Source organism: Cohnella hashimotonis, assembly GCF_030014955.1.
In the GTDB taxonomy this organism is placed as follows: Bacteria; Bacillota; Bacilli; order Paenibacillales; family Paenibacillaceae; genus Cohnella; species Cohnella hashimotonis.
This window is the reverse complement of sequence record NZ_JAGRPV010000001.1, coordinates 2,928,147-2,947,837: the sequence shown is the minus strand read 5'-3', so window position 1 is coordinate 2,947,837 and position 19,691 is coordinate 2,928,147. Positions and strand designations below refer to the sequence as shown.

Here is a 19,691-nt window from a genome sequence, read left to right as displayed (position 1 = left end):
GCCGCATTAATCATTCATCGACACTCGCCTATCGCTAAGGAGTCGTGCATTCATGAGCTCATTTCAAGCCCAAACCCGTCCGTCGGGAACCGCGACCGCGCAGGTCGCCCAGGCCAAATCCGCCTCTTCTCGGGCACCCGCCGGTCCGGCGTCCGCGACGCTGCAGCTCATGCAGTCGCCGGCCGGCATATTGCAGCTTCAGCGCGCCCTCGGCAACGCGGCCCTGATCCAGATGCTGACCGACCCGGCCAAGATGCCTGCCTCGATGCCTTCTCCGAACGCTTCGAAGCAGACATCGCTGGCCGGGGCTCATTTGCGCAGCTTCAAAAAGGAGCTCGGCGCCGGCGGCACCGAGTCGTTCGAGGTCGACGAAAGCACGATGGTCGGCGGCAAGATTAAGTATCGCGGAGAGCTGGACGTCTACGAGGTGTACGACAAGACGGGCGGCTGGAAGCTGGCGAAGTTCGGCTCCGATTACGGCTTTATCCGCAAAGAAAAAGTAAAAGCGCTCGGCGGCATCGCCGGCGCCCGGGACAAGCTGGCCGGGATCAAGCAGCAGCAAGGTGGCGCCGCGCTGTCTTCCGTCGGTACCAACCCCGAGGCGGAAGAAGGAACGGAAGAAAACGTCGAGACTGCCGATAGCCTCAAGGAGCTCGGCACCCTCGTCCCGGGCACGAAGTCCGAACAGCTCGAGGATGCGATCGACAACCTGAAGGGCGTGGAGGGCGCCGAAGACCAAAAGGAAGCGCTCGAAAACCAAAAGAGCCACCTCGACGTCGGCACCAATCCGCTCGAATTCGCCATGTCCGGCGTGAGCGGCCTCATCGCCATGAAAAAAACGATCGGCGCGTTCAAAGATCCCGAAAAGTCCAAGATGGATGTCGCCGAGGGCGCCATCGACACCGCCGAGTCCGCGACGAAAATGGTGGAAAGCAGCTCGGGCCTTATCAATGATGCGGGCGTCGTCCATGGGACTGGAGAAGTCGGCGATGCAGGCGCGGTCAGCGACTGGGCCGGCTCGGTCGGAGAGGCGATCGCGGCGATCAAGAGCGCATTCAGCGTCGTCAAGGGCATCTACGACATGTTCAAAAAAGGCATGAGCGACGAAGGGCTAAGCAAGGACGAGGCGGTATCCGGCACGCTGGACGCGCTGGAGAACAGTCTTCAAGCCGCCCAAGGCGTCCTAAAGACCGTAAAGGCGATCAAGGACATACTGGATATGGGTACCGCAGGCCTCGCCGTTGCCATACCTGGCGTGGGTATCGCCATCAGCGGCATCTCCATCACGATCAAGACGTACAACGCGGTCAAGGCGACGGTATCCGCCATGAAGATGACGACGGCCAAACGGGATTTCAAATCCGCCTACGGCGCCGGCGGCAAAAACAAGGATTATGTCACGGCGGGGAAAAAACGCACGCTCGGCGGCGTACATCTGTGGACGACGAACGCGGGCACCGATCCGGCCAAGCTCAAGCAGCGCAAGGACGAGCTGACAGCGCTCGGCACGACGGCTTCGCCGGAGGAAGTGCAGGAGCTGAAGGATATCCAGGATTACGAACTCGCCAAGGAAATGAAGTACATCAACCGCAAACGGCAGGTTCGCGGGACGATCGAGATCGGCCTGGAAATGACCAACATCGCCGGCGATATCGCCACCCTCACAGGTGTCGGCGCGCAGGTCGGCATTCCGCTGAAGGCGGCTGCCGGCGGCGCCGGCGCGGCGATGAAAGTGGCGCGGACGGTCAAGCAAGCCGGCCGAGACCGTGCAGCCAAAGCGGGTGCGTGGGGAATCACGAAGGCCGTATTCAACGCGGACAAGTCTTCCTCCGCCAAGCTGGCCAAGCGCATCCAGCACAGCAATATGATCCTGGAAATGGTCGCCGCGCTGCCTGAATACCGCCCCGGCGACAATGATATTATCAAGCAATACAAACGCGTCGAAAACTTTATCTCGGCCAGCGGCGTCTCCACCGCCGAGTTGTACCGTCTGAACGGCAACGTCGAAAAGCAGCGCGAACTGCTCGTCAACGGGATGAAGCAGCGTTGATCGGCCGCATCGCCGATCGGCGCCGCCCGAGCGATGCACGTGACTTTGATTGAAAGGGTGAGCTTATGGACAATTATACGAATGCGCGGGATCTGGCTGAGCTCGGCTTTTTGCAGCAAGCGTTGGAGGAAGCCGGCATGCCCGCTCGCCTGATCGAGCCGAACGAAGAAGTTCCGATCCCCGCCCTGCTCGCCACGCCCGATACCGACGACGAAAGCGGCGAACGGTATTTGACTTTTAATTTCGTGCCGCTGGATGACGAAGATATCGGCGACATCCGCCTGCTGCAGCTGTACACCATCGTCGCGCCGGTCGTCGTCTCCACGGCTCGCACCGGTCTGGCCGAGCTGCTCATGGCGGTCAACAGCCGTCTCCCGCTCGGACACTTCAGTTTAAACGAAGCCGGGGAGCTTTATTACCGCTATGTTTGGGCCGTCGGCAGCGCGCACAAGCTGCCTCAGCCCGAGGCGCTGCATGTCATCGATCTGTTCCTCATGACGCTCGGCATGTTCGCTTCGACGATCGGCGAAGTGGCATCGGGCAGCCGTGCTGCCAACGAAGCGATCGCAGCTTTGAATTCTTAACAAGGCAACGCCAGTTGCCGCTGTCTCTAAAGATCGTATAGCTGGCGGGGCTATCCCAAAAGGGTCATGAAATTGACCTGAGGGATAGCCCTTTGCTTTGTCTTCCGGCTGCCGTATGGGTAAAAATGCGAATCTGCAGGCTTTTTTAACGGCAAGCACCCCCGATGCGCAGTTCGAGCAGAAAAAAATGCACGTACGCAGGAATTTGCTACAAAAACCGTTTCAATCGTGTAACTGGAAGTATTTGCAGGCTTCCGAGGCTTAGGAACCTGATGAGCAACCGGCAGAGCAACCCGCTCTGCCACAAACCAGCCACCTCTGGCCCTGAACGAATAAACACGGCGATTAAATCCGATCAGGACTAGGAAAAGGCCGCGCGGCAAATGCCTGCGCATCTGCAGACTTTGCTTGGTGTCCTGATTGCCGTATAGGTAAAGATGCAAATCTGCAGGCTTTGCTTGGTGTCTTGATTACTTTGTAGGTAAAGATGCAAATATGCAGGCTTTTTTAACGGCAAGCCCCCCCGATGCGCGGTTCGAGCAGCAAAAGATGCGCGTACGTAGGCATTTGCTCCAAAAACCGATTAAAGTGTGGAAAAGGATGTATATTTGCAGGCTTTCGAGGCTGAGCGAGCGGCAGAGCAACCGACTTAGCAAACTGCCCGGCCACCCGCAGATTAACCCGCTTGGCAGCCCGCAGAGCAAACTCCCTGGCCACCAGCAGATCAACATGCTTGGCAATAGCTTGCTATCTGCTGCTGAGGTTGACAGTCGACCTGCGCTGCCGCGCCTCGCGCGGACGTCTTCCGCGCAGGACCGCCCAAGCCGCGCGGGCGAGCAAAAGAAAAGAGACTGTCCAAATGACTTGTGGGACAGCCTCTTTGTGGATTGTTGGAGCGGTCCGCAGAAAACCGCGCCTATTTTTTTGCTGCGGAGACCCGCAGCTCCATGCCTTCGGCGGCAAAACGCGCCCACGCGGGCAAGCCGTAATCCCGTCTGGCGTCGATATCGTGGGACAAATGCGTAAATACGACCTCGGGCGCACCGACCTCCTCGGTCAACTGCAGCCCTTCCTTGACGTCGTACAAGGACCGGGTATCCATCGGGTACGGCTCCTCGTAAAAGCTCGTGCCGAGAATGAGCAGCGACAACCCGCGCAGCGGCTGCTTCTGCGCGTCCGTCAAGTCGATCGAATCGGGACAATACGCAAACGAGCCGCCTTCCGGGTGGTCGAAACGGTACGCGTACGAGTACCCGTTTTTGCCGTGATTCACCTTCCATGCCCGAATTGCCCAGCCGCCGTACGCCAGCGTGCCGGCCTCCTCGAGCGGCCGATGAAGAAGACGCCCTCCGATCCACGGATAACGGGTGGCGACGTCCTGCAGCACCTCCGAAGGCCCGTACAGCTCGGCCGTCATATCCAGCCAGCGGCAGGCGTCCGCCCACTCAGCCAGTCCGCCGATATGATCGACATGGGCGTGCGTCAGCAGCGCCCGCTCCACCCGCCTCGCGCCAAGCCGTTCCATCTGATGGCGCCAGTCAGGCCCGCAATCGACGAGCAGCGGAGCCTCTTCTCCCGTATTCAGCCAGACGGAAGAACGGCGCCTGACGTTCAATCCGCCGCTGCGCGCCTCCTCGCAGACGGCGCATTCGCAGTAAACGCGCGGCGTGCCCAGGGAATCCCCGTTCCCCAGCACCGTAATGACTAGATCCTGTTGCTTGGATGCAGACAACTTCCTTACCTTCCTTCTTTGCTCGAAGACTATATTGCAGAAGCCGCCCCGCTTAGATCGGCAGCAGCTCGACGTCGTCCAGCGACTCGAGCCGCGAGACCATCGTCTCCCATGCCTCCGGCTTCTTAGGCAGCGCGGCATAGTACCAGCGCAGAAAGCGTGCCGCAAGCGAAGCGGGCAGACTCTTCAGCGCATCGTCCGCCGGCCTGAAGCAGAGGTCGAGTCCTTCAACCGCCTTGCCTTCGTGATCCCACGACGGATGCACGTAAACAAGGTCAAGTCGTTTGAAGCCGAGATGAGACAGTACCTCGCGCCTGACGGCAGGATGCATCGGACCGACAGGACCGGCGACATCCTCGGCGCCGAGCTGCGCGGGATCGTAAATCTCCGCGAACATGCCCAGCATCGGCACGCCGCTCTCCGCTTCCAGCCGCTTTAAATGCGCTTCGCGCTGAACGAGCAAAAACCGACCGATACCGAGCCCCGGGCGCCCGACGATCGTAAAGTCGGTCATCGCCACGGCGAATTCGGGCCGGTAGCGGTATTCGGTCGCGCCCACTACCTCCCCGTCCAGCACGGCGACGTATACCTGGATCGTCGGATCCAGCAGCGGCTCGCGCCACAGATCGAAAGCCAGAACCTCCTCCGGCGGGAACACGCGTCCCATCAAATCGTGCATTTTCAAAAAATACGGATCCTCGATCGATTCGATCTTGCGATATTCCAAAGACATATTGACCCTCCTTATCAGGCACAAAAAAAGAAGACGGGCGGCATGCATCCCGTCTTCCCCTGCAATAGCCCGCTCATGAAAACAAGCGTAATGGAATCGAATCGTCTTGTAAAGGTCATTCTGCCGCTGCGGCGGCAGACGCGACGACAAAAGCATGCTTCCCCGGACCGACCCTGCGCTCGTCGGCGGCCGCGGCGGTGCCGCTCTTCGGACCCGGCAGCACGACGACGGCCGTTGCGCCCGCCGGAATTTCGACGTCGAGCCTGAGCGCGTTCCCTTCTTTCGTCCAGTCGGAGACGATCTCGCCTTTTACCGTCTTCAGACGAGTTCTGGCCCATTGCAGGCAAGAAGGCACGTTCGGCCGGATTCGAATCGAATCGTACCCGGGCGATAGCGGCTCGATGCCGCCAAGACGCGTGTAAAAGGACGCGCCGATACCGCCGAACATCGCATGATCGTGCGAGTGCATGCCGCCTTTCTCGCTCCACTGCTCCCAGAGTGTCGTCGCGCCCTGCGCGATTTGATAGCCGAAGCCGGGATATTCGGGCTGCGTCAGCAGCGCAAGCGCCAGGTCGATGCAGCCATGGTCCGCGAGCACATCCATCAGATAACGCGTGCCGTAGATGCCCGTGTCCAGGCGCCCGCCTTTCGCCTCGATTGCGGCGAGCAGTCCCTGAAACGCCTTGTCGACGGCGGATGAGGGCACCATACCGAAGGCGAGCGGCATCAATTGCGCAGTCTGCGAGCCGCTGCCGTATATGCCGTTGCCGTCATGGAAGCGGGATTGAAAAGCCTCGCCGATCCGCTCCGCAAGCGCCGAGAAGCGCATAGCTTCTTCCGCATGTCCGCAAACTTCCGCCGCCTGAGACACGATGCGCGCGAACCGTCCGTATAGCGCCGAATTCACGATCGCTACTTCGTTGAAGTAGTTTTCCCACCCGTCGTCGTTCGGAACGCACCAGTCGCCGAAGCCCTCCTCGACGATGCCGGCAGGCCACTTCGCGGCGAGCGTATCCACGTAGGCGGACATGCTCGGATAAGATGTTTCAAGCGTCTCGCGATCGCCGTAATACTGGTACAGATACCAAGGCAGCGTCACCTTGTCCCCGCTCCAGTCGGGATTGCCGGCATCGTGGCTAATATCGCCGAGCCATTTGCGGTAATAAGCCTGCATGCCGAAATTGTGGATAGCAGCCTCCTCGACGACCGCCGAATCCATGAGACAAGGCGTGCGCTCGTCCCGCTGGCAGCAGTCGGTCGGAATGCTGTACAGATTGTTCAGTATCGACCAGCGGAGGTTGCGCTGAATGCGGACAAGCGTCTCGTCCGAGCAGTTGAATTCGCCGGCTTCCTCGACGTCCGCATGCACCGGTACCGCGAGCAGCTCCAGCAGCTCGGCGTCGCCGCGCACTTCGACATAACGAAAGCCGTGATAGGTGAACCGGGGCTCGTAGGTTTCTCGTTCTGAGCTGCCGCCGAGGATGTAAATATCGGTCGCCTTCGCGTTGCGGTTCGTCCACGGATCGATCGCGCCGTCCGCGTCTATAAGCTCGCTGTAGCGCAGCTCGACCCGCGTTCCGGCCGATCCCCGGACGGCCGCTTTAGCCCAGCCGGCGATATTTTGCCCGAAGTCGTATACGGCGACACCATCCCGCGGCCTAAGCACGCGAACCGGCCGAAGCGGCTCGAACGCCCGGACCTGAGGCTGCTCGTTTCGCAAAAGCTCACCTTCGGGCGGCGCCGCTCGGACAGCGCGAGCCCAGCCCAAGGCCGCGAATTCCGGCAAATTCCATCCCGGCTGCGCGAGCCTGGCATCGAAAATCTCGCCGTCGTAGATGTCGTTCGCGAGCAGCGGACTTGGCCCGGTCAGCCAGCTCTCGTCGGTACCAAGCGTCCGCGTCGAACCGTCTTCGAGCGTCGCCGTCAGCGTTAAAGCGACCGCCTTGCCGCGCTTCCACTTCCAGCCCCACCGCGAATAATTCATATTGTAGCCGTTGCCAAGCCAGAGGCCGACCGCATTGGTCCCCGCCTTCAAGAAGCTCGTCACATCGTAAACGTCATACAGCAGCCTGCGTTCGTAAGGAGCGTTCGCTGGCGTCAGCAAACGGGCATCGGGCTTTGCGCCGTTGACGGTGACCTCGTACCACCCGAGAGCGTACACGCAAAGCTCCGCGCGGACGACTGGCGACTGCAGCTCGAATTGCTTGCGCAGCAGCGGGCTGTCGGATGCGACCTGCGCCTCGCAGACAGCCAGAACGTTCTCGTCCAGCCGCAGGCCGCTGCCCGAGCCGTCGATGCGCCCGCCCCCGAATTGGATCACTGCAGGATCGTAAAACCGGTTGACGTACATGTGGCGTCCGTCCGGTGCAACGACGCGCAGATCCCGGCAGACCGCCGAGCCGCCGCTTCCGGCTCTGAAGCCGATCGTGCCCGCTTCGCGACCGGGTTCGCGGGCACAAAGAACGGTTCGTCCGCCGATGTTAACGGCGACCTCCTCGGCGCTTCGCTCAAGCCTGATCCGTATGGCGCCCGGCGAATTCGTCAGCTCTGGAGCAGCCGCGCGCGCCAGTTCCGTCCGGATTCCGTCCGCAAAACCGAACAACGTCACGCTGCCGAACTCGGCATCCAGCGCACAGCCGCTGTAGCGCGCCTCCGATCGAACGCCGAACAGAATTTCCAGCGTGCCTGCTTCCAAGACGACGGTCAGCTCGACCGCATATTCGTCCCAATCCCGATGGTCGGCGACGGGCGCAGCGATCCATGCCGCTTCCTTAAATACATTTACAAATACATTTTCGTTTCCATGTTCAGGCATGGCTTTTTCCCCCTTCGTCGGAACCGTGCGGCTCTTCGACCGTCTGCTCGCCAGGCGCATATTCCGCAGCGATTGCCGGCGCATTCCAGGCGCTGGCCGTCAAATCGTCAAGCGCCGTTCCCGCCGGCGCTTCATAGGCAATCGTCCGCTCTTCGCCGGGCCGCAGCCCGATCTCGTTGTCCGACAGATAGCAGCTCCAGTCGACCGGGAATCCCGCGAGCGTCACGCGGATGGCCGGGACAAGTCCCGTATTGCGGATACGGATGCGCCCCCCGCCGGGGGAAGACTCGACCGACAGCGCCAGCGAGGTGCGCGGCAGGCGGCGCAGCGGAGCGTCCGGCAAGCCGGCATACAGCGCGAACGCCTCCTCGGCGACCGTGCCCGGATACTCGTTGCCGTCATACAGATGCGCTTGCTCGAAAGCGATCAGGTCTTTCGTTTTCGGCTGCGCGTTCATTTCGTACCATTGATCCGAGATCGCCGCGCCTTTTTCGTCCTGAAGTATCACCGCCAGCAAAAACGGCGTCAGCCGCTTGGGCTCGCCCGGCAGCTTGAACGCGATTCGGCCCAGCTTAATCCGACCGTTCGCCTCCAGCTCGACGTCGTAGCGGCCGGACCAAAGCTCGCTTAAGCCGCTGTCGTACACGGTCGCGACCGCTACAGCGCCGCGCAGCGCATAGCCGGTATCGTTTGCGGCATGAAGCTCCGCTTCGAACGTTTCGCCCGCCTCCCAGCCGCCGATCCGGTCATAGACGGCGAATGCCGATCGCGGACTGCAAGCCCGTTTCGCCTGATAATAGGGCAGCTTGGGCGTACCGTAAAAATCGACGACGCCCCAGGAATGGCCGGGGAACAAATCCGTGAACTTGTAATACCAAAAACCCGTCTTCCCCTCCGCCGCGCCTGCACGTTGAATCTCAGCCGCAAATCGGATGGACTCGCCCTGCGCGGCCTGGGAATACGTAATATACGTCTCCCAATCCGTGATTGGCCCGTATGCGCCGTACCGCATAACTTTGATGACGTCCTTCAGCGAGAACTGGTGAAAATGCGCAAGCCAGCCCCGGCTCTCCTCGGTCGGCGGCCAGGCAGACAGCGCCTCCTCCGGCACGAACCGGACGCAGCTCGAACGAGCGGGCATGCTCGGCACGCCGTATTCCCCGTAAAATACCGACGGCATTGCAAGCGTCGCCGCGTCGAGCGGCTCCCCGCCATGGTACACGTTCCAATTGTGCGCGCTCCCGCCCCACGGGTCTGTCCGATGGAAAGGCCTGGACGGATCGATTCCGCGGCAGCGTCGGCCGACCAGATGCAGCCCCTCGTCCGCGCCGCCGTGCTCGCCGTTTTCGTTGCCGCCTCCCCACATGACGAGCGACGGGTGATTGCGCAGCCGCTTGACCGAAGCCGTCACCTGCCGGTCGAGGACGCCGAGATCGGTATAAGGCGCGTCCATCGGCCCCCAGCATAACGGAAACTCCTGATAGACCAGAATGCCGGCTTCGTCGCACAGCCGGTAAAATACATCCTCTTCGACGATGCCTCCGCCCCAGGCGCGCAGCATTTGTACATGTCCGCGCCGTGCCAAGCCGATCAGCCGCGCATACAGATCCTCGCGCTGCTCGAGCATCGGATCCGGCCAGCACCAATTCGCGCCTTTGATGAACATCGGCACGCCGTTGACGACAAACTGCCAGCGGTAATCGGCTTCCGGGCGTGCGCCCGGCGCAGCAAGCATCTCGACCGTACGAACGCCGAACGTCGTCTCCGTGCCGACGGCCGCGATCGCAGAGGCTCCTCTCTCGCTGGCGGGAGACCCATTCCCCGCTCCGCAGCCTCGCCCGTTCGCTCCATCCCCGTCGCCCGGCTTGACGTCAAGCTTTAAATCATAAAGCGCCTGCTCGCCGTATCCCGCAGGCCACCAAAGGAACGGATCGCGCAGCGTCACCTCGGCGATATGCCGGCTGCGTCCGATCGGCGCTTCGAGCTTGCTTCGAAATTGAACGGCATGCGCCTTTTCGGCATTTTCCCCCTTCAGCTTAATTTCGCCATCGACCGTAAGCGAGACGGGCTCCGTCAGCAAGTTGTCCACGCTGTACGAGATCTCCAGCACGGCGCCCTCCGGACCGATCGACCGGGTGACGATATACGGCTCGGAGACGGCGACTTCCGGTTCGGCCACAAGCCAGACATCCTTCCATATCCCGAGCGATATCAGATGCCCGTAGTGCCAGCCGAAGCCCGGACTGCCTTTCATGATGCCGTTCCAGGACTGCGGGGCCTGATCGATTCGGACAACCAGCTCGTTGGGACCGTCGAAGTCGACGAGCCGCGTGACGTCGAGGTCGGGACCGCCGAACATGCCCGCGTGATAACCGAGCGACATCCCGTTCAGGAACACGGTGCCCGAATAGTCGATGCCGTCGAATCGCAGCGTAAGCCGACGTCCCCGCCAATCGGCCGGCGCCTCGAAGCTGCGCGCAAACCACCAGTCGCTGCGCTCCGCGCGCGTCCGCCGGAACCATAGCGGCGTCTCCGTCGGCTGGCCATGCTTTTCCAGCTCGTCGATCGTATTCGTGTCCCAGTATGGGTCCGCGAGCTCGCCAAGTCCGACGAGCGCGCGCTGCACCGTCGTCGGCACCGTCACCTCGCGCCAACCGCTTCGATCCGTGCCCGGCGCGTACCACTTCTCCGCCATTCCCCGGCTCGCTTTCGCCTTTCGTCCGAACCAGCCGGTATTCGGCGCGGGATCGCCGGGGTCTGCGGGCTCGCTGTCCTGCATGCGCCAGCTGCCCGACAAGGAGAGCCGTTCCGGCCCAAGACAGACAATCTTGGAATCAACGTCTCCATGTCGGTCTCCATCGCCGTCGACGAGCCTCGCAATCGTCCGTTGCGCAGGCCTGGATGCATCTATTTCGCAAGCCGTGTCTCCGTAGAGCGAGGATTTGCGGTACGCCTCGTCTTGCAAGTCGTCCAAATATCGTTCCGTCATGCTGCGGCACTTCCCATCCGTTTAATTTCATCGAACGAACAGGGAGCCGAAGCCTCCTCGGCTCCGGCTCCCTGTCAAGGCGGCTATGCCGCGCGCGGCGGCCCTTATTGCAGGCCGTGCTCCGCTCTCAGTCTTTGGACTTCGTCGTTGTAATACTTTGTGAAGTCGTCCGCGCCCGCTTTTTTGAAGGCGTCAAGCGCTTCGGCTTTCGCTTTGTTGTAAGCCGCTTCGTCCTTCGCCAGAATGATCTTGGCCGCTTGACGCGTGGCGAGCTCCTTGAGCGAAGCCTCTTTCTTTTTCCAGTCGTCGGTCAGCGTGACGCCCGGCACCGTATTTTCCTTGAGCACCTGATCCTCGCTCATATTGTCCATCCAGGTCGTGGCGGACACGAGCTTGCCTTCCTTGATGAGCTTGCCGAATACTTCGCCGGAATACGATGCGCCGTAGTGCTGCGCAAAGTCTTTTTCAAGCGGCGTCGCAGCCTTGACGAGCGCTTCCTCGGTGTTGAACAGGTTGAGCGGCTGGCCGTCCTGCGGATTGGCGACGTCGCCGCCGAGGCCGATGATGTTCAGGTCGAGCGACATGCCGGACGATTCGAGCGGAATGCCGCCCGTCGCCTTGAGCGCCAGCGAGTCTTCGGTGAGCGTCGGCTTGCCGTCCGTCAGGTTCCAGTTCTGGCCTTCGATGCCGCTGTACATCGTTCTTGCGCCTTCGTAGGAGTAGATGTAGTTCAGGAACTCCATCGCCTTCTCCGGATTTTTGGAGCTCTTGGAGATGCTGTACGATTTGTCCTGCCAGCCGAGCGGGCGAATCTCGCCCGTCCAGGCGTATTTGCCCGCCGGAATGACGATGAAGCCTTTGCCGTCGTTCGTATGCTGAGCGTTGAAGTCGCCCATCGCCCAGGTAGCCGGTCCGACGACGATTTGGCCGGAGGTCGCCTTGGCCATGTAATCGTTGTTTTTCATCGTCAGGCTGTCGGGATCGAGCAGGCCGCGCTGGTTGGCGTCGAAGTAGAACTTCATCGCGGTCCAGAAGTTGGACGTCTCGTCGGTCAGCGTGCTGATGAACTTGGTGCTGCCGGTCTCGTGCATCGTCAGGTCGCTCGTCACGCCGGCGATATTGGTGAAAATGATCGGCGGGATCGTGTACGGCCACAAGCCCCAGTCCTGCCACATCGAGACGCCGTACACCTTTTTGCCGTCGTCGGTCTTCGGATGCTTCTGCACGATCTGGTCGACGACGTTCAGCAGGTCGTCCATCGTCTTGACCTCGGGGGCGCCGGCTTCCTTGTACCAGTCCCAGCGGATCGTCGGGCCGATCGTGATCGGACGGACGAACTTGCCCGACTTCGCCTGAACCTGCGGCGGCAGGAAGTAAAGCTTGCCGGTGCCGTTGCTCCAGTTTTTCTTGCTGAAGTCGACGACGGTCGGGATGTTCGCGGTAATGTCTTTGCCGTGCTCGGCGAGCAGGTCGTCCATCGGGACGATCAGGTTGCCTTCGATCAGCTGCTTTTGATATTTGTTGACGTCCGAGCGGACGATATCGGGCAGGTCGCCGCTAGCCAGCATGACGTTGAATTTATTTTCGTCGGCTTCTACGTATTCGATCTTGACCCCGATTTTGTCGGCGATCGCTTTGGCTACCGGGCTTTCGTTATACTTGTTCCACTTGGTGCCCGGCTCCATGACCAGCACGCGGAGCGTGACCAGATCCTTGGCGGCTTCGGTCGAAGCGCTGGGGCTTGCGGCAGCCGAACTTGCGCCGGCGCTAGCCGATGTCGTCGCGGACGGCGAAGCGTTGTTTCCATTGTTGCCGTTGTTGCCGCCGGAACAGGCGGAGAGCAAAAGGGAAGTCGTCGCCAGCATCATGGCCCCCAGCTTAAGGGTAGCTTTCTTTCTCATTGTAACCCTCCTATGAATGGTCGAGATTTATAATTATCGGCGATATCGCCGGATAATCCAAGCTTGTCTTCTTCGGATCGGAAGGCCATTTCGGTCAGCCTTTGACTGCGCCCATCATGATGCCTTTGACGAAGTAGCGCTGCAGCATCGGATAGACGAGCACGATCGGCAGCGTCACGAGCATGGTGATGGCCATCCGGATCGACTGCGGCGTCAGCGTGCGGACCAGATCGCCGCGGTTGAGCTGCTCCGTCGTCGCGTTGGACAGATTGCTCGATTGGTTCAGGAAGTTGTAGAGCACGAGCTGAAGCGTTTGCAGCTTCGGATTTTCGACGAGAAAGTAGTTATCGAACCATGTATTCCACTGGCCCACGGCGGCGAACACGGCGATCGTCGCGATGATCGGCATCGACAGCGGGAATATGATGCTCGTGTAGATTTTGAAGTAGCCCGCGCCGTCGATCTTGGCCGATTCCTCAAGCGAGGCCGGCAGCTGTTCGATAAACGTCTTGATCAGGATGACGTTAAAGCCCGCAAGCGCCGTCGGCAGCACGTACAGCAGGAAGCTGTTTTGCAGCCCGTACGTTTTCATCGTCAGATACCAGGGGATGAAGCCGGCGTTGAAGTACATGGTGACGAGCACGAACCGGTAAATCGCCTTGCGGAACGGAAGCTCTTCCTTCGTGATCAAATAGGCGAAGAACGAGCAGCAGAAAACGGTAATGAGTGTGCCGACGACCGTCCGCGACAGCGATACGATGGCGGCATCCATAATGCCCGGCAGCTTCACCGTGGTCTGGTAAGCCTCCAGGGAGAAGCCCGCCGGCCAGAAGGTGACGCCCTTCTGCGCCTGGATCGAGTCGCTGATCGAATAGATGAAGATGTAGTAAAAGGGATAGATGGTGGCAAGCACGAGCACCGTCAATAGCAGGTAGTTAAAAAAGTTGAACGTCAGATCCTTGTAGTCGATCGGCCGCTTGCGCCGCTCCGGCTTCGAAGCGACGGCCGCAGGCTTGGTTGCGGTTGTCGTGTTCATGGGGAAGCTCCTTTCCGGTCAAACGGTCAGACGATGCCTTGGCCGCGGAATTTTTTGGACAGCAGGTTGACGGTGAACAGCAGCACGATGCTGATGATCGACTTGAACATCCCTACCGCCGTCGAGTAAGAGTAGTCGCCGGTGACCAGACCCAGCCGGTACACGTACAGGTCGAGCACCTCGATGCGATCCGCAACCATTACGTTGCTGAATACGAGGTATTGCTCGAAACCGGCGGATAGCAGATTGCTGATCGAGAGCAGCAGCAGCACGATAAACGTCGGCATGATGCTCGGCAGCGTAATGTGCCAGATCGTGCGCCGTCTGCCCGCGCCGTCGACCTTGGCGGCGTCGTATTGCTCGCTGTCGATGCTGACGATGGCGGCCAGGTAAATAATCGCGCTCCAGCCGACGGATTTCCATAGGAGCAGCAGCGTCTGCACCGTCCATACGCGCTCGTAGTTGCCGAGTACGTCTACGGGCGCGCCGCCCAGTCCCAGTTTCATCAGGAACGTGTTGACCGCTCCCTCTGTGCTGAACATGCTGAACGCCAGCGCGTATACGATAATCCAGCTGATGTAGTGCGGCAGCGTGGACACGGTCTGAACGAGACGCTTGAACCAGCCGCTGCGCACCTCGGACACCATGATGGCGAACAGCATCGGAATCGGCGCGGTCAGGATCGACAGGAAGCTCAGCGCCAGCGTGTTCATCAGCACGGGCCCCATCCAGGGATCGCTGAACATTTCTCTGAACCGGTCGAGTCCGGAAAATGGTGTTTTGGATAGCGGGATGCCGGGGTGATAGTCGAAAAAGGCGTAAATCCAGCCGAACAGCGGCACATAGCTGAAGGCGAAGGCGATGAGGACGAACGGCAGCGCCGCAAGCAGAAGCTTGTATCCGTCCTTTCGACGGTGGCTCGATTTGAAGCGCCGCTTTTTGCCGGTCTGGCTCGCAGTCGTGGTTTCCATAGCGGTTCTCCTTTACTCCTGAAGTCTCTCTCTTTCGATGTCCTCATTATAGGAGCCTTTGGAACCATGTCGAATGAAGGATCTCTCGATCTCGTTGAAATATATAGAGGCGCACGGACGGGCGGATTGAACGATTTTGCGGCGGGTTGAACAAAAACGCGGAGGGGGGCCTGAGGCTTGATTCTGAATGTACAAAGCCGCCTTGGCTCCCGGCTTCGCCGGCGCGCCAAAGCGGCTCGTATAAGTAACCTGATATAACTTGCTTATTCTGACCTACTTCGTCACTTGCACGAGCAGCGTCTCGCTTGTCGTCGCGCCGGCTGCGTTGGAAAGCTCGGCACGGTATTCATAGCTGCCCAGCGCTTTTCCCGCGATCGCCGTCGTCGCCGCTTGCGCGGCAGGCGTGCCCGCTGACAATGTCTTCGTATCGATCAGCACGCCGTTTTCGTACAAACGATACGCGCTGCCGTTCGTCCCCCACCACAGGTTCATCGTCACGTCATAGCTGCCGTCTCCGTCCCAATTGTTCGCGGACAGCACCGGCTTGCCCGGCTTCGCGTCCTTGACGACAACGGTCAGCGTCTCGCTTGACGTCGCCCCTTTCGCATTGATCAGCTCGGCCCGGTAACGATAGGTGCCGTCGACTCGCCCCGAAAGTTGCGTATTTGCCGTCTGCGCTGCCGGAGAAGCGCTAACGAGCCGCTGCGTATCGATCAGTGCATCGTTCTCGTACAGCTTGTAGATCGTCGCGTTTTCGCCGTACCAGAGATTCATCGTGATTTTGTAATCGCCGTCGAGCAGCCCCGTGTCATAGCCGTTGTCGCTGGACAGCACCGCCACGCCCGGCTTCGCGGCAGCCGGCGGCTCGGCGGCGAGGGCCGCGCGCGCCGTCGTCAGCTCGGACAACGCGGCGTCGATCTGATTCTGCGTCGACGCCGCGTTCGCGAGCGCCACGCTGGCTGCGGTCAGCGCCGTCTGCAGCGCCGACCAGCTGCCGGCCGTATAGGCGGCTTCGTTCAAGCCCTCCGCGGTGATTGCCTCATGCTTGGCCGAGAGCTGCGTCCGGTCCGCAGGCGGCACGGCCTGCTGGACGGCGATCGCGTCCAGAAATGCCGTATTGTCGCCCGAGGCGTTCGTCGTGACGAAGCGTATCGTATGATTGCCCGCGGCCGCGGTAAAAATCGGGGTCTCGAACGCCGCAAAGGCCGTCTTGTTCGTCGGCGAGAAGGAAGCGAGCAGCGTCGTATCGTAATAGACGTCGAAGGCGACCTGTCCGCCGAAATCCCGGCGCGCAGCCTGGAAAGCGATCTTATAGGTGCCTGCAGCAAAACGGATCGCCTGCGACAGCTCGCCTTGCGAGCCGTTTTTGGACGTGACCAGCGCGGTTTGCGAACCGTCCGGCGCCGTCGGCGCGCCGAATACGGAGCCGTTCTTTTGCACGCCGGACAGGCCGTTAAACGTCCAGTCGTACGTCATCGGTCCGACGCGGTAGCTCGTGACGGCAGGCGACTCGAAGCCGCCGTTCGCAAGCGACGGCACGAACGCCGTGAGTCCCGCGCGCGCCGCGGTCAGCCCCGACAAAGCCGCATCCGTCTCGGCTTGCGTCGCGTACGCATCGGCCAGAACGGCGTCCGCCGCCGTCAGCGCGCTTTGCAGCGCCGACCAGCTGGCGTCCGTGAAGTCGGCCGCCTGAAGATTTTCCGCGACGATCTGGCTCTTTTTGCTCGCGAGCGCGGTCTGGTCGGCAACCTCCTCGATCAGGATCAGCCTGACGTCGTCGATAAACGCCGTGTTGTCCCCGCTCGTCGTCGTCGCCGCGAATTTGATCGTGTGGCTGCCTGTCGTCGCGACCTCGAAGCCGCCGGTCTTGAACGCCTTGAAGTCCTGCGACGTCGGTGTATAGGAGCCGATTACCGTATTGTCGTAGTAGACGTTGAAGCTTTGCTGGCCGCCAAAGCCGCGGCGCGCGGCCTGGAACGACAGCTTGTAACGTCCGGCGGGAAAGCCGAGCGTCTGCTTGATCTCGCCCGCAAGTCCGCCGTTGGTCTGAATCAGCGCGGTTTGAACGCCTTCCGGCGCATCCTTCGCGCCGAACGCCGAGCCGTTCTTCTGGATGCCGGCTCTGTTGTTGAACGACCAGCCGTCCGCGAAGGCGCCAGCCTTCACGCCGCTTGAAGCCGTGACCGTCGGCGATTCGAAGCCCGCGTTCAGCAGCGCCGCCGGCTCTGGCGGCTTCGGCAGGCCGATCTCGACCGCGTCGATGAAGGCGGTATTGTCGCCCGTGTGCGAGGTAGCCTGGAATTTGATCGTATGCTTGCCGCCAGCCGTCTCGAAGCTGTCGGTGCGGAACGTCGTGTAGGCGCCGGACGGCGCGAAGCTGCCGATCAGCTCGCTGTCGAAGTACACGTCGAACGTCTGCTGCCCGCCGAAGCTCGTACGGTTGGCTGCTTTAAAGGAAACCTGGTACTCGCCCGGCTTGAAGTTAATCTCCTGATAGAAGTTTCCGTCGATGCCGCCGTCGGTTTTCAGGTACATGCTTTGCACCCCTTGCGGCGCGGGTGGCGGCGCGAACGCGCTCGTATTGCTGTGCACGCCCGTATGGTCGCTGAACACCCAGCCGTTCGTGAACGGCCCGTTGCGGTAGCTCGCGACCGCCGGCTTTTCAAAGCCCGCATTGTAAAACGTAACGAGAGGCAGTTCGTCCGGCACGTTCGCGCTGTAGTAGCAGCGCTTGGCCGCTCCGGGATTCGGATCGCCGAATACAGCGGCCGTGCAGTCAGTGCCGCCTGTCGCGATCTTGTAGTTGAACAGGCCGTCCGCTCCATATGCGACGATGCCCTCGCCTTCGTAGTAGCACTCGCCGCCTTCGTAAGCGCAGAACTGATAGCCGTCCGGCGCGACGCTGACGTCGAGAATGCGGTAGAATGCGGACGTCGTGCCGGACGGATCGAGCCCGGCTTTAAAAGCTCTGGCCTTGAACAGCTGCGTCGTGGACGTCTTCAGAATAACCGGCCGCTCGTAGAGCGGCGAAGACGCGTTCGGCGTGCTGCCGTCGATCGTGTACCGGATCTCGGCGCCGGGCGTGCCCGTCGTGAGCGTGACGGCCTCCGACGAATCGTATACGCCGTAGGGAAGGCTAATCTCGGGCGCGTCGACGCGCGTCGGCAGCGATCTCGGCGTCACCGTGACGCTGGCGATATTGTAGCCGTCCGGATTCGCCTGGCTAACCGCCTTGATCGCGACCTGGCGCTCCGTATCCACGTCGGGAGCCGTATACAAGCCATTCGCGTCAATCGTGCCGTTGCCGGACCCGATCACGCTCCAGCTCACGCCGCCCGCATTGTCGATGACGTCAGCCGACAGCTGCAGCGTCTCGCCGCCCGTCACCTTGGCTTCGACCGGCGTCAGTTCGACCTGCGTCTGCGATGCTTCGGTCGTGTAGATCGCGAAGTTGTAATCGGCTCCGACGTTCCCGTCGCTGAACGTGTCCGTCGCCGCGAAGCTGCCGGAAGCGGGCGGAAGCAGCGCGTTGCCGTCTCTTGCGACCGAATCGCTGTAAGCGTGCTTAACGAACGTCTTGCCGATCGCCGTGCCGCCGAAGTCGAACGTAATATCCTTCGGCGCGCCTGCCTTGCTCTCGACGAGAATCGCATAATCGCCGCCGTCCGTCTTAAAGGCGGCCGCGCGAACGTCCGGCGAGCTCGACTGTACTTTGACGACGTCGCTGTGCGCAGGTACGTACCGATTGAGAAGTCCGGCCGAATAAAACGTCCGCTTGGCCGCAAGTCCCTGCACGACCGAATCCCACATCGTGTAGTTGCCGTTGACGTCGCCGAGCGGGTCGGTGCTCCAGACGCCGTTCAGCTGCCAGACGAGCGCCGACTGAAGGCCTTCGTTCGCGCCTCGAATGACGTAGTTGGCGAAGCCGGAGTTCCAGCCGCTGGCATCGTCCGCCGACCAGCCGAATTCCGTCATCTGTACCTTCTTCGGCGAGACGGCCGCCTTGCGGGCCGCAATCTCGCTGCCGAGGCTCTCGTACGACGCGCCGTACATATGGAAGCTGTAGCCGTCGATATGCGCGTCCGCAAGCGTATGCAGCGCGGTCGTCCAGTCCGTCGCGCTCGTCTCCTCCGGCGCCCAGATGCCGATCCGGTCCCGCAGCCCGTCCGCGGAGAGCCGCTGGCTGACCTTCGTGACGATATTGGCGTAGTACTGCTGCTGGTTCGCCTTGTCGCCGCCGGTCTCGAAATCCCAGCTGCCATTGGGCTCGTTGTAGAACGTCAGGTACTTGATATTATCGTAGCCGCGTTCGTCGATGAGCTCCTTGAGCGTATTCGATGCCGATTCGGCGAAATCGTCGACGTCCGCCGGCGCGCTCGTCCAAGGATCGACGCCCGGCAGGCCGAACCAGTCGTGAATTTCCTCGCCGTTTTTCCAGCCGAAGTTGAGCTCGATCTCGGTGCCGGCCGCCTTGAGCGCATCGAGGTACGGGTAGACATCCGCCATCTCCTCGCTGTCGAAGTCATAGACGCCCTTCTCTTTTTCCACCCAATCGACCTGGAACCAAAGCCTTGCGACTTTCGGCTTGATCGTGCCGATCCGCTTCCTGTCGATCTCCCATTCCGGCCCGTCGTACCCGTAGCTTGCGGACTTCGGCATAAGCGCGAGCGGCATGACGTTCACGCCGACGCCGAGAAAATCATCGTTGATGACGTTGCCCGTATCGATGCTGACCGTGACGTTTTCCGTTGCCGCCGTCTCCGCCGCTGCGGCGCTCCCCGTACCCGCGCCGGCCGGCAGCAGGGCGGACAGCAATAGCGCCGCGGCTCCCAGCACGCCGAACCTGGATTTTTTGATCTTCATCCTAACAATCGCTCCTT

Annotated in this window: 10 protein-coding genes; 2 read left to right on the top strand and 8 right to left on the bottom strand. The window is 61.1% G+C overall.

Features of this window, described 5'->3' with window-relative positions; all coding sequences use genetic code 11:
• Positions 1 to 52: 52 nt before the first annotated feature.
• On the top strand, positions 53 to 2,050 hold the full coding sequence (locus tag KB449_RS11820; RefSeq protein ID WP_282908563.1) for a hypothetical protein: 1,998 nt from the start codon (positions 53 to 55) through the stop codon (positions 2,048 to 2,050).
• Between the two features lie 65 nt (positions 2,051 to 2,115).
• Complete coding sequence (locus KB449_RS11815; RefSeq protein WP_282908562.1) at positions 2,116 to 2,634, top strand: YbjN domain-containing protein; 519 nt, start codon at positions 2,116 to 2,118, stop codon at positions 2,632 to 2,634.
• A gap of 916 nt (positions 2,635 to 3,550) precedes the next feature.
• Here the strand turns inward: KB449_RS11815 and KB449_RS11810 are convergent.
• The 8 genes from KB449_RS11810 to KB449_RS11775 all read right to left on the bottom strand — a co-directional run bounded on the left by KB449_RS11810 (position 3,551) and on the right by KB449_RS11775 (position 19,674).
• Positions 3,551 to 4,366 carry an MBL fold metallo-hydrolase gene (locus tag KB449_RS11810; RefSeq protein ID WP_282908561.1) on the bottom strand — a complete coding sequence of 272 codons (816 nt, stop codon included), beginning with the start codon at positions 4,364 to 4,366 and terminating at the stop codon, positions 3,551 to 3,553.
• A gap of 52 nt (positions 4,367 to 4,418) precedes the next feature.
• The gene (locus KB449_RS11805; RefSeq protein WP_282912798.1) at positions 4,419 to 5,093 is read right to left on the bottom strand and encodes a GNAT family N-acetyltransferase; all 675 of its coding nucleotides are present in this window, start codon (positions 5,091 to 5,093) and stop codon (positions 4,419 to 4,421) included.
• Between the two features lie 121 nt (positions 5,094 to 5,214).
• Positions 5,215 to 7,914, bottom strand: coding sequence for an alpha-L-rhamnosidase (locus KB449_RS11800; RefSeq protein ID WP_282908560.1), 2,700 nt, complete (start codon positions 7,912 to 7,914; stop codon positions 5,215 to 5,217).
• Positions 7,907 to 10,903: a glycoside hydrolase family 2 protein gene (locus KB449_RS11795; RefSeq protein ID WP_282908559.1), complete on the bottom strand. Its 2,997-nt coding sequence runs from the start codon at positions 10,901 to 10,903 to the stop codon at positions 7,907 to 7,909. Before KB449_RS11795 ends, KB449_RS11800 begins: the two co-directional genes overlap by 8 nt.
• Positions 10,904 to 11,007: 104 nt before the next feature.
• Entirely contained in the window at positions 11,008 to 12,804 is a 1,797-nt protein-coding gene (locus KB449_RS11790) for an extracellular solute-binding protein (protein ID WP_282908558.1), read from the bottom strand.
• 94 nt (positions 12,805 to 12,898) lie between these two features.
• On the bottom strand, positions 12,899 to 13,840 hold the full coding sequence (locus KB449_RS11785; RefSeq protein ID WP_282908557.1) for a carbohydrate ABC transporter permease: 942 nt from the start codon (positions 13,838 to 13,840) through the stop codon (positions 12,899 to 12,901).
• A gap of 26 nt (positions 13,841 to 13,866) precedes the next feature.
• Entirely contained in the window at positions 13,867 to 14,811 is a 945-nt protein-coding gene (locus KB449_RS11780) for an ABC transporter permease (RefSeq protein WP_282908556.1), read from the bottom strand.
• A gap of 273 nt (positions 14,812 to 15,084) precedes the next feature.
• Complete coding sequence (locus tag KB449_RS11775) at positions 15,085 to 19,674, bottom strand: chitobiase/beta-hexosaminidase C-terminal domain-containing protein (protein ID WP_282908555.1); 4,590 nt, start codon at positions 19,672 to 19,674, stop codon at positions 15,085 to 15,087.
• Between the last annotated feature and the right edge of the window lie 17 nt (positions 19,675 to 19,691).

Excerpts from the sequence above, each read along its gene's own strand:
- KB449_RS11785 (WP_282908557.1), bottom strand. The coding sequence starts at position 13,840 with ATGAACACGACAACCGCAACCAAGCCTGCGGCCGTCGCTTCGAAGCCG.
- KB449_RS11775 (WP_282908555.1), bottom strand. The coding sequence starts at position 19,674 with ATGAAGATCAAAAAATCCAGGTTCGGCGTGCTGGGAGCCGCGGCGCTA.
- KB449_RS11795 (WP_282908559.1), bottom strand. The coding sequence starts at position 10,903 with ATGACGGAACGATATTTGGACGACTTGCAAGACGAGGCGTACCGCAAA.
- KB449_RS11790 (WP_282908558.1), bottom strand. The coding sequence starts at position 12,804 with ATGAGAAAGAAAGCTACCCTTAAGCTGGGGGCCATGATGCTGGCGACG.
- KB449_RS11780 (WP_282908556.1), bottom strand. The coding sequence starts at position 14,811 with ATGGAAACCACGACTGCGAGCCAGACCGGCAAAAAGCGGCGCTTCAAA.
- KB449_RS11820 (WP_282908563.1), top strand. The coding sequence starts at position 53 with ATGAGCTCATTTCAAGCCCAAACCCGTCCGTCGGGAACCGCGACCGCG.
- KB449_RS11800 (WP_282908560.1), bottom strand. The coding sequence starts at position 7,914 with ATGCCTGAACATGGAAACGAAAATGTATTTGTAAATGTATTTAAGGAA.
- KB449_RS11815 (WP_282908562.1), top strand. The coding sequence starts at position 2,116 with ATGGACAATTATACGAATGCGCGGGATCTGGCTGAGCTCGGCTTTTTG.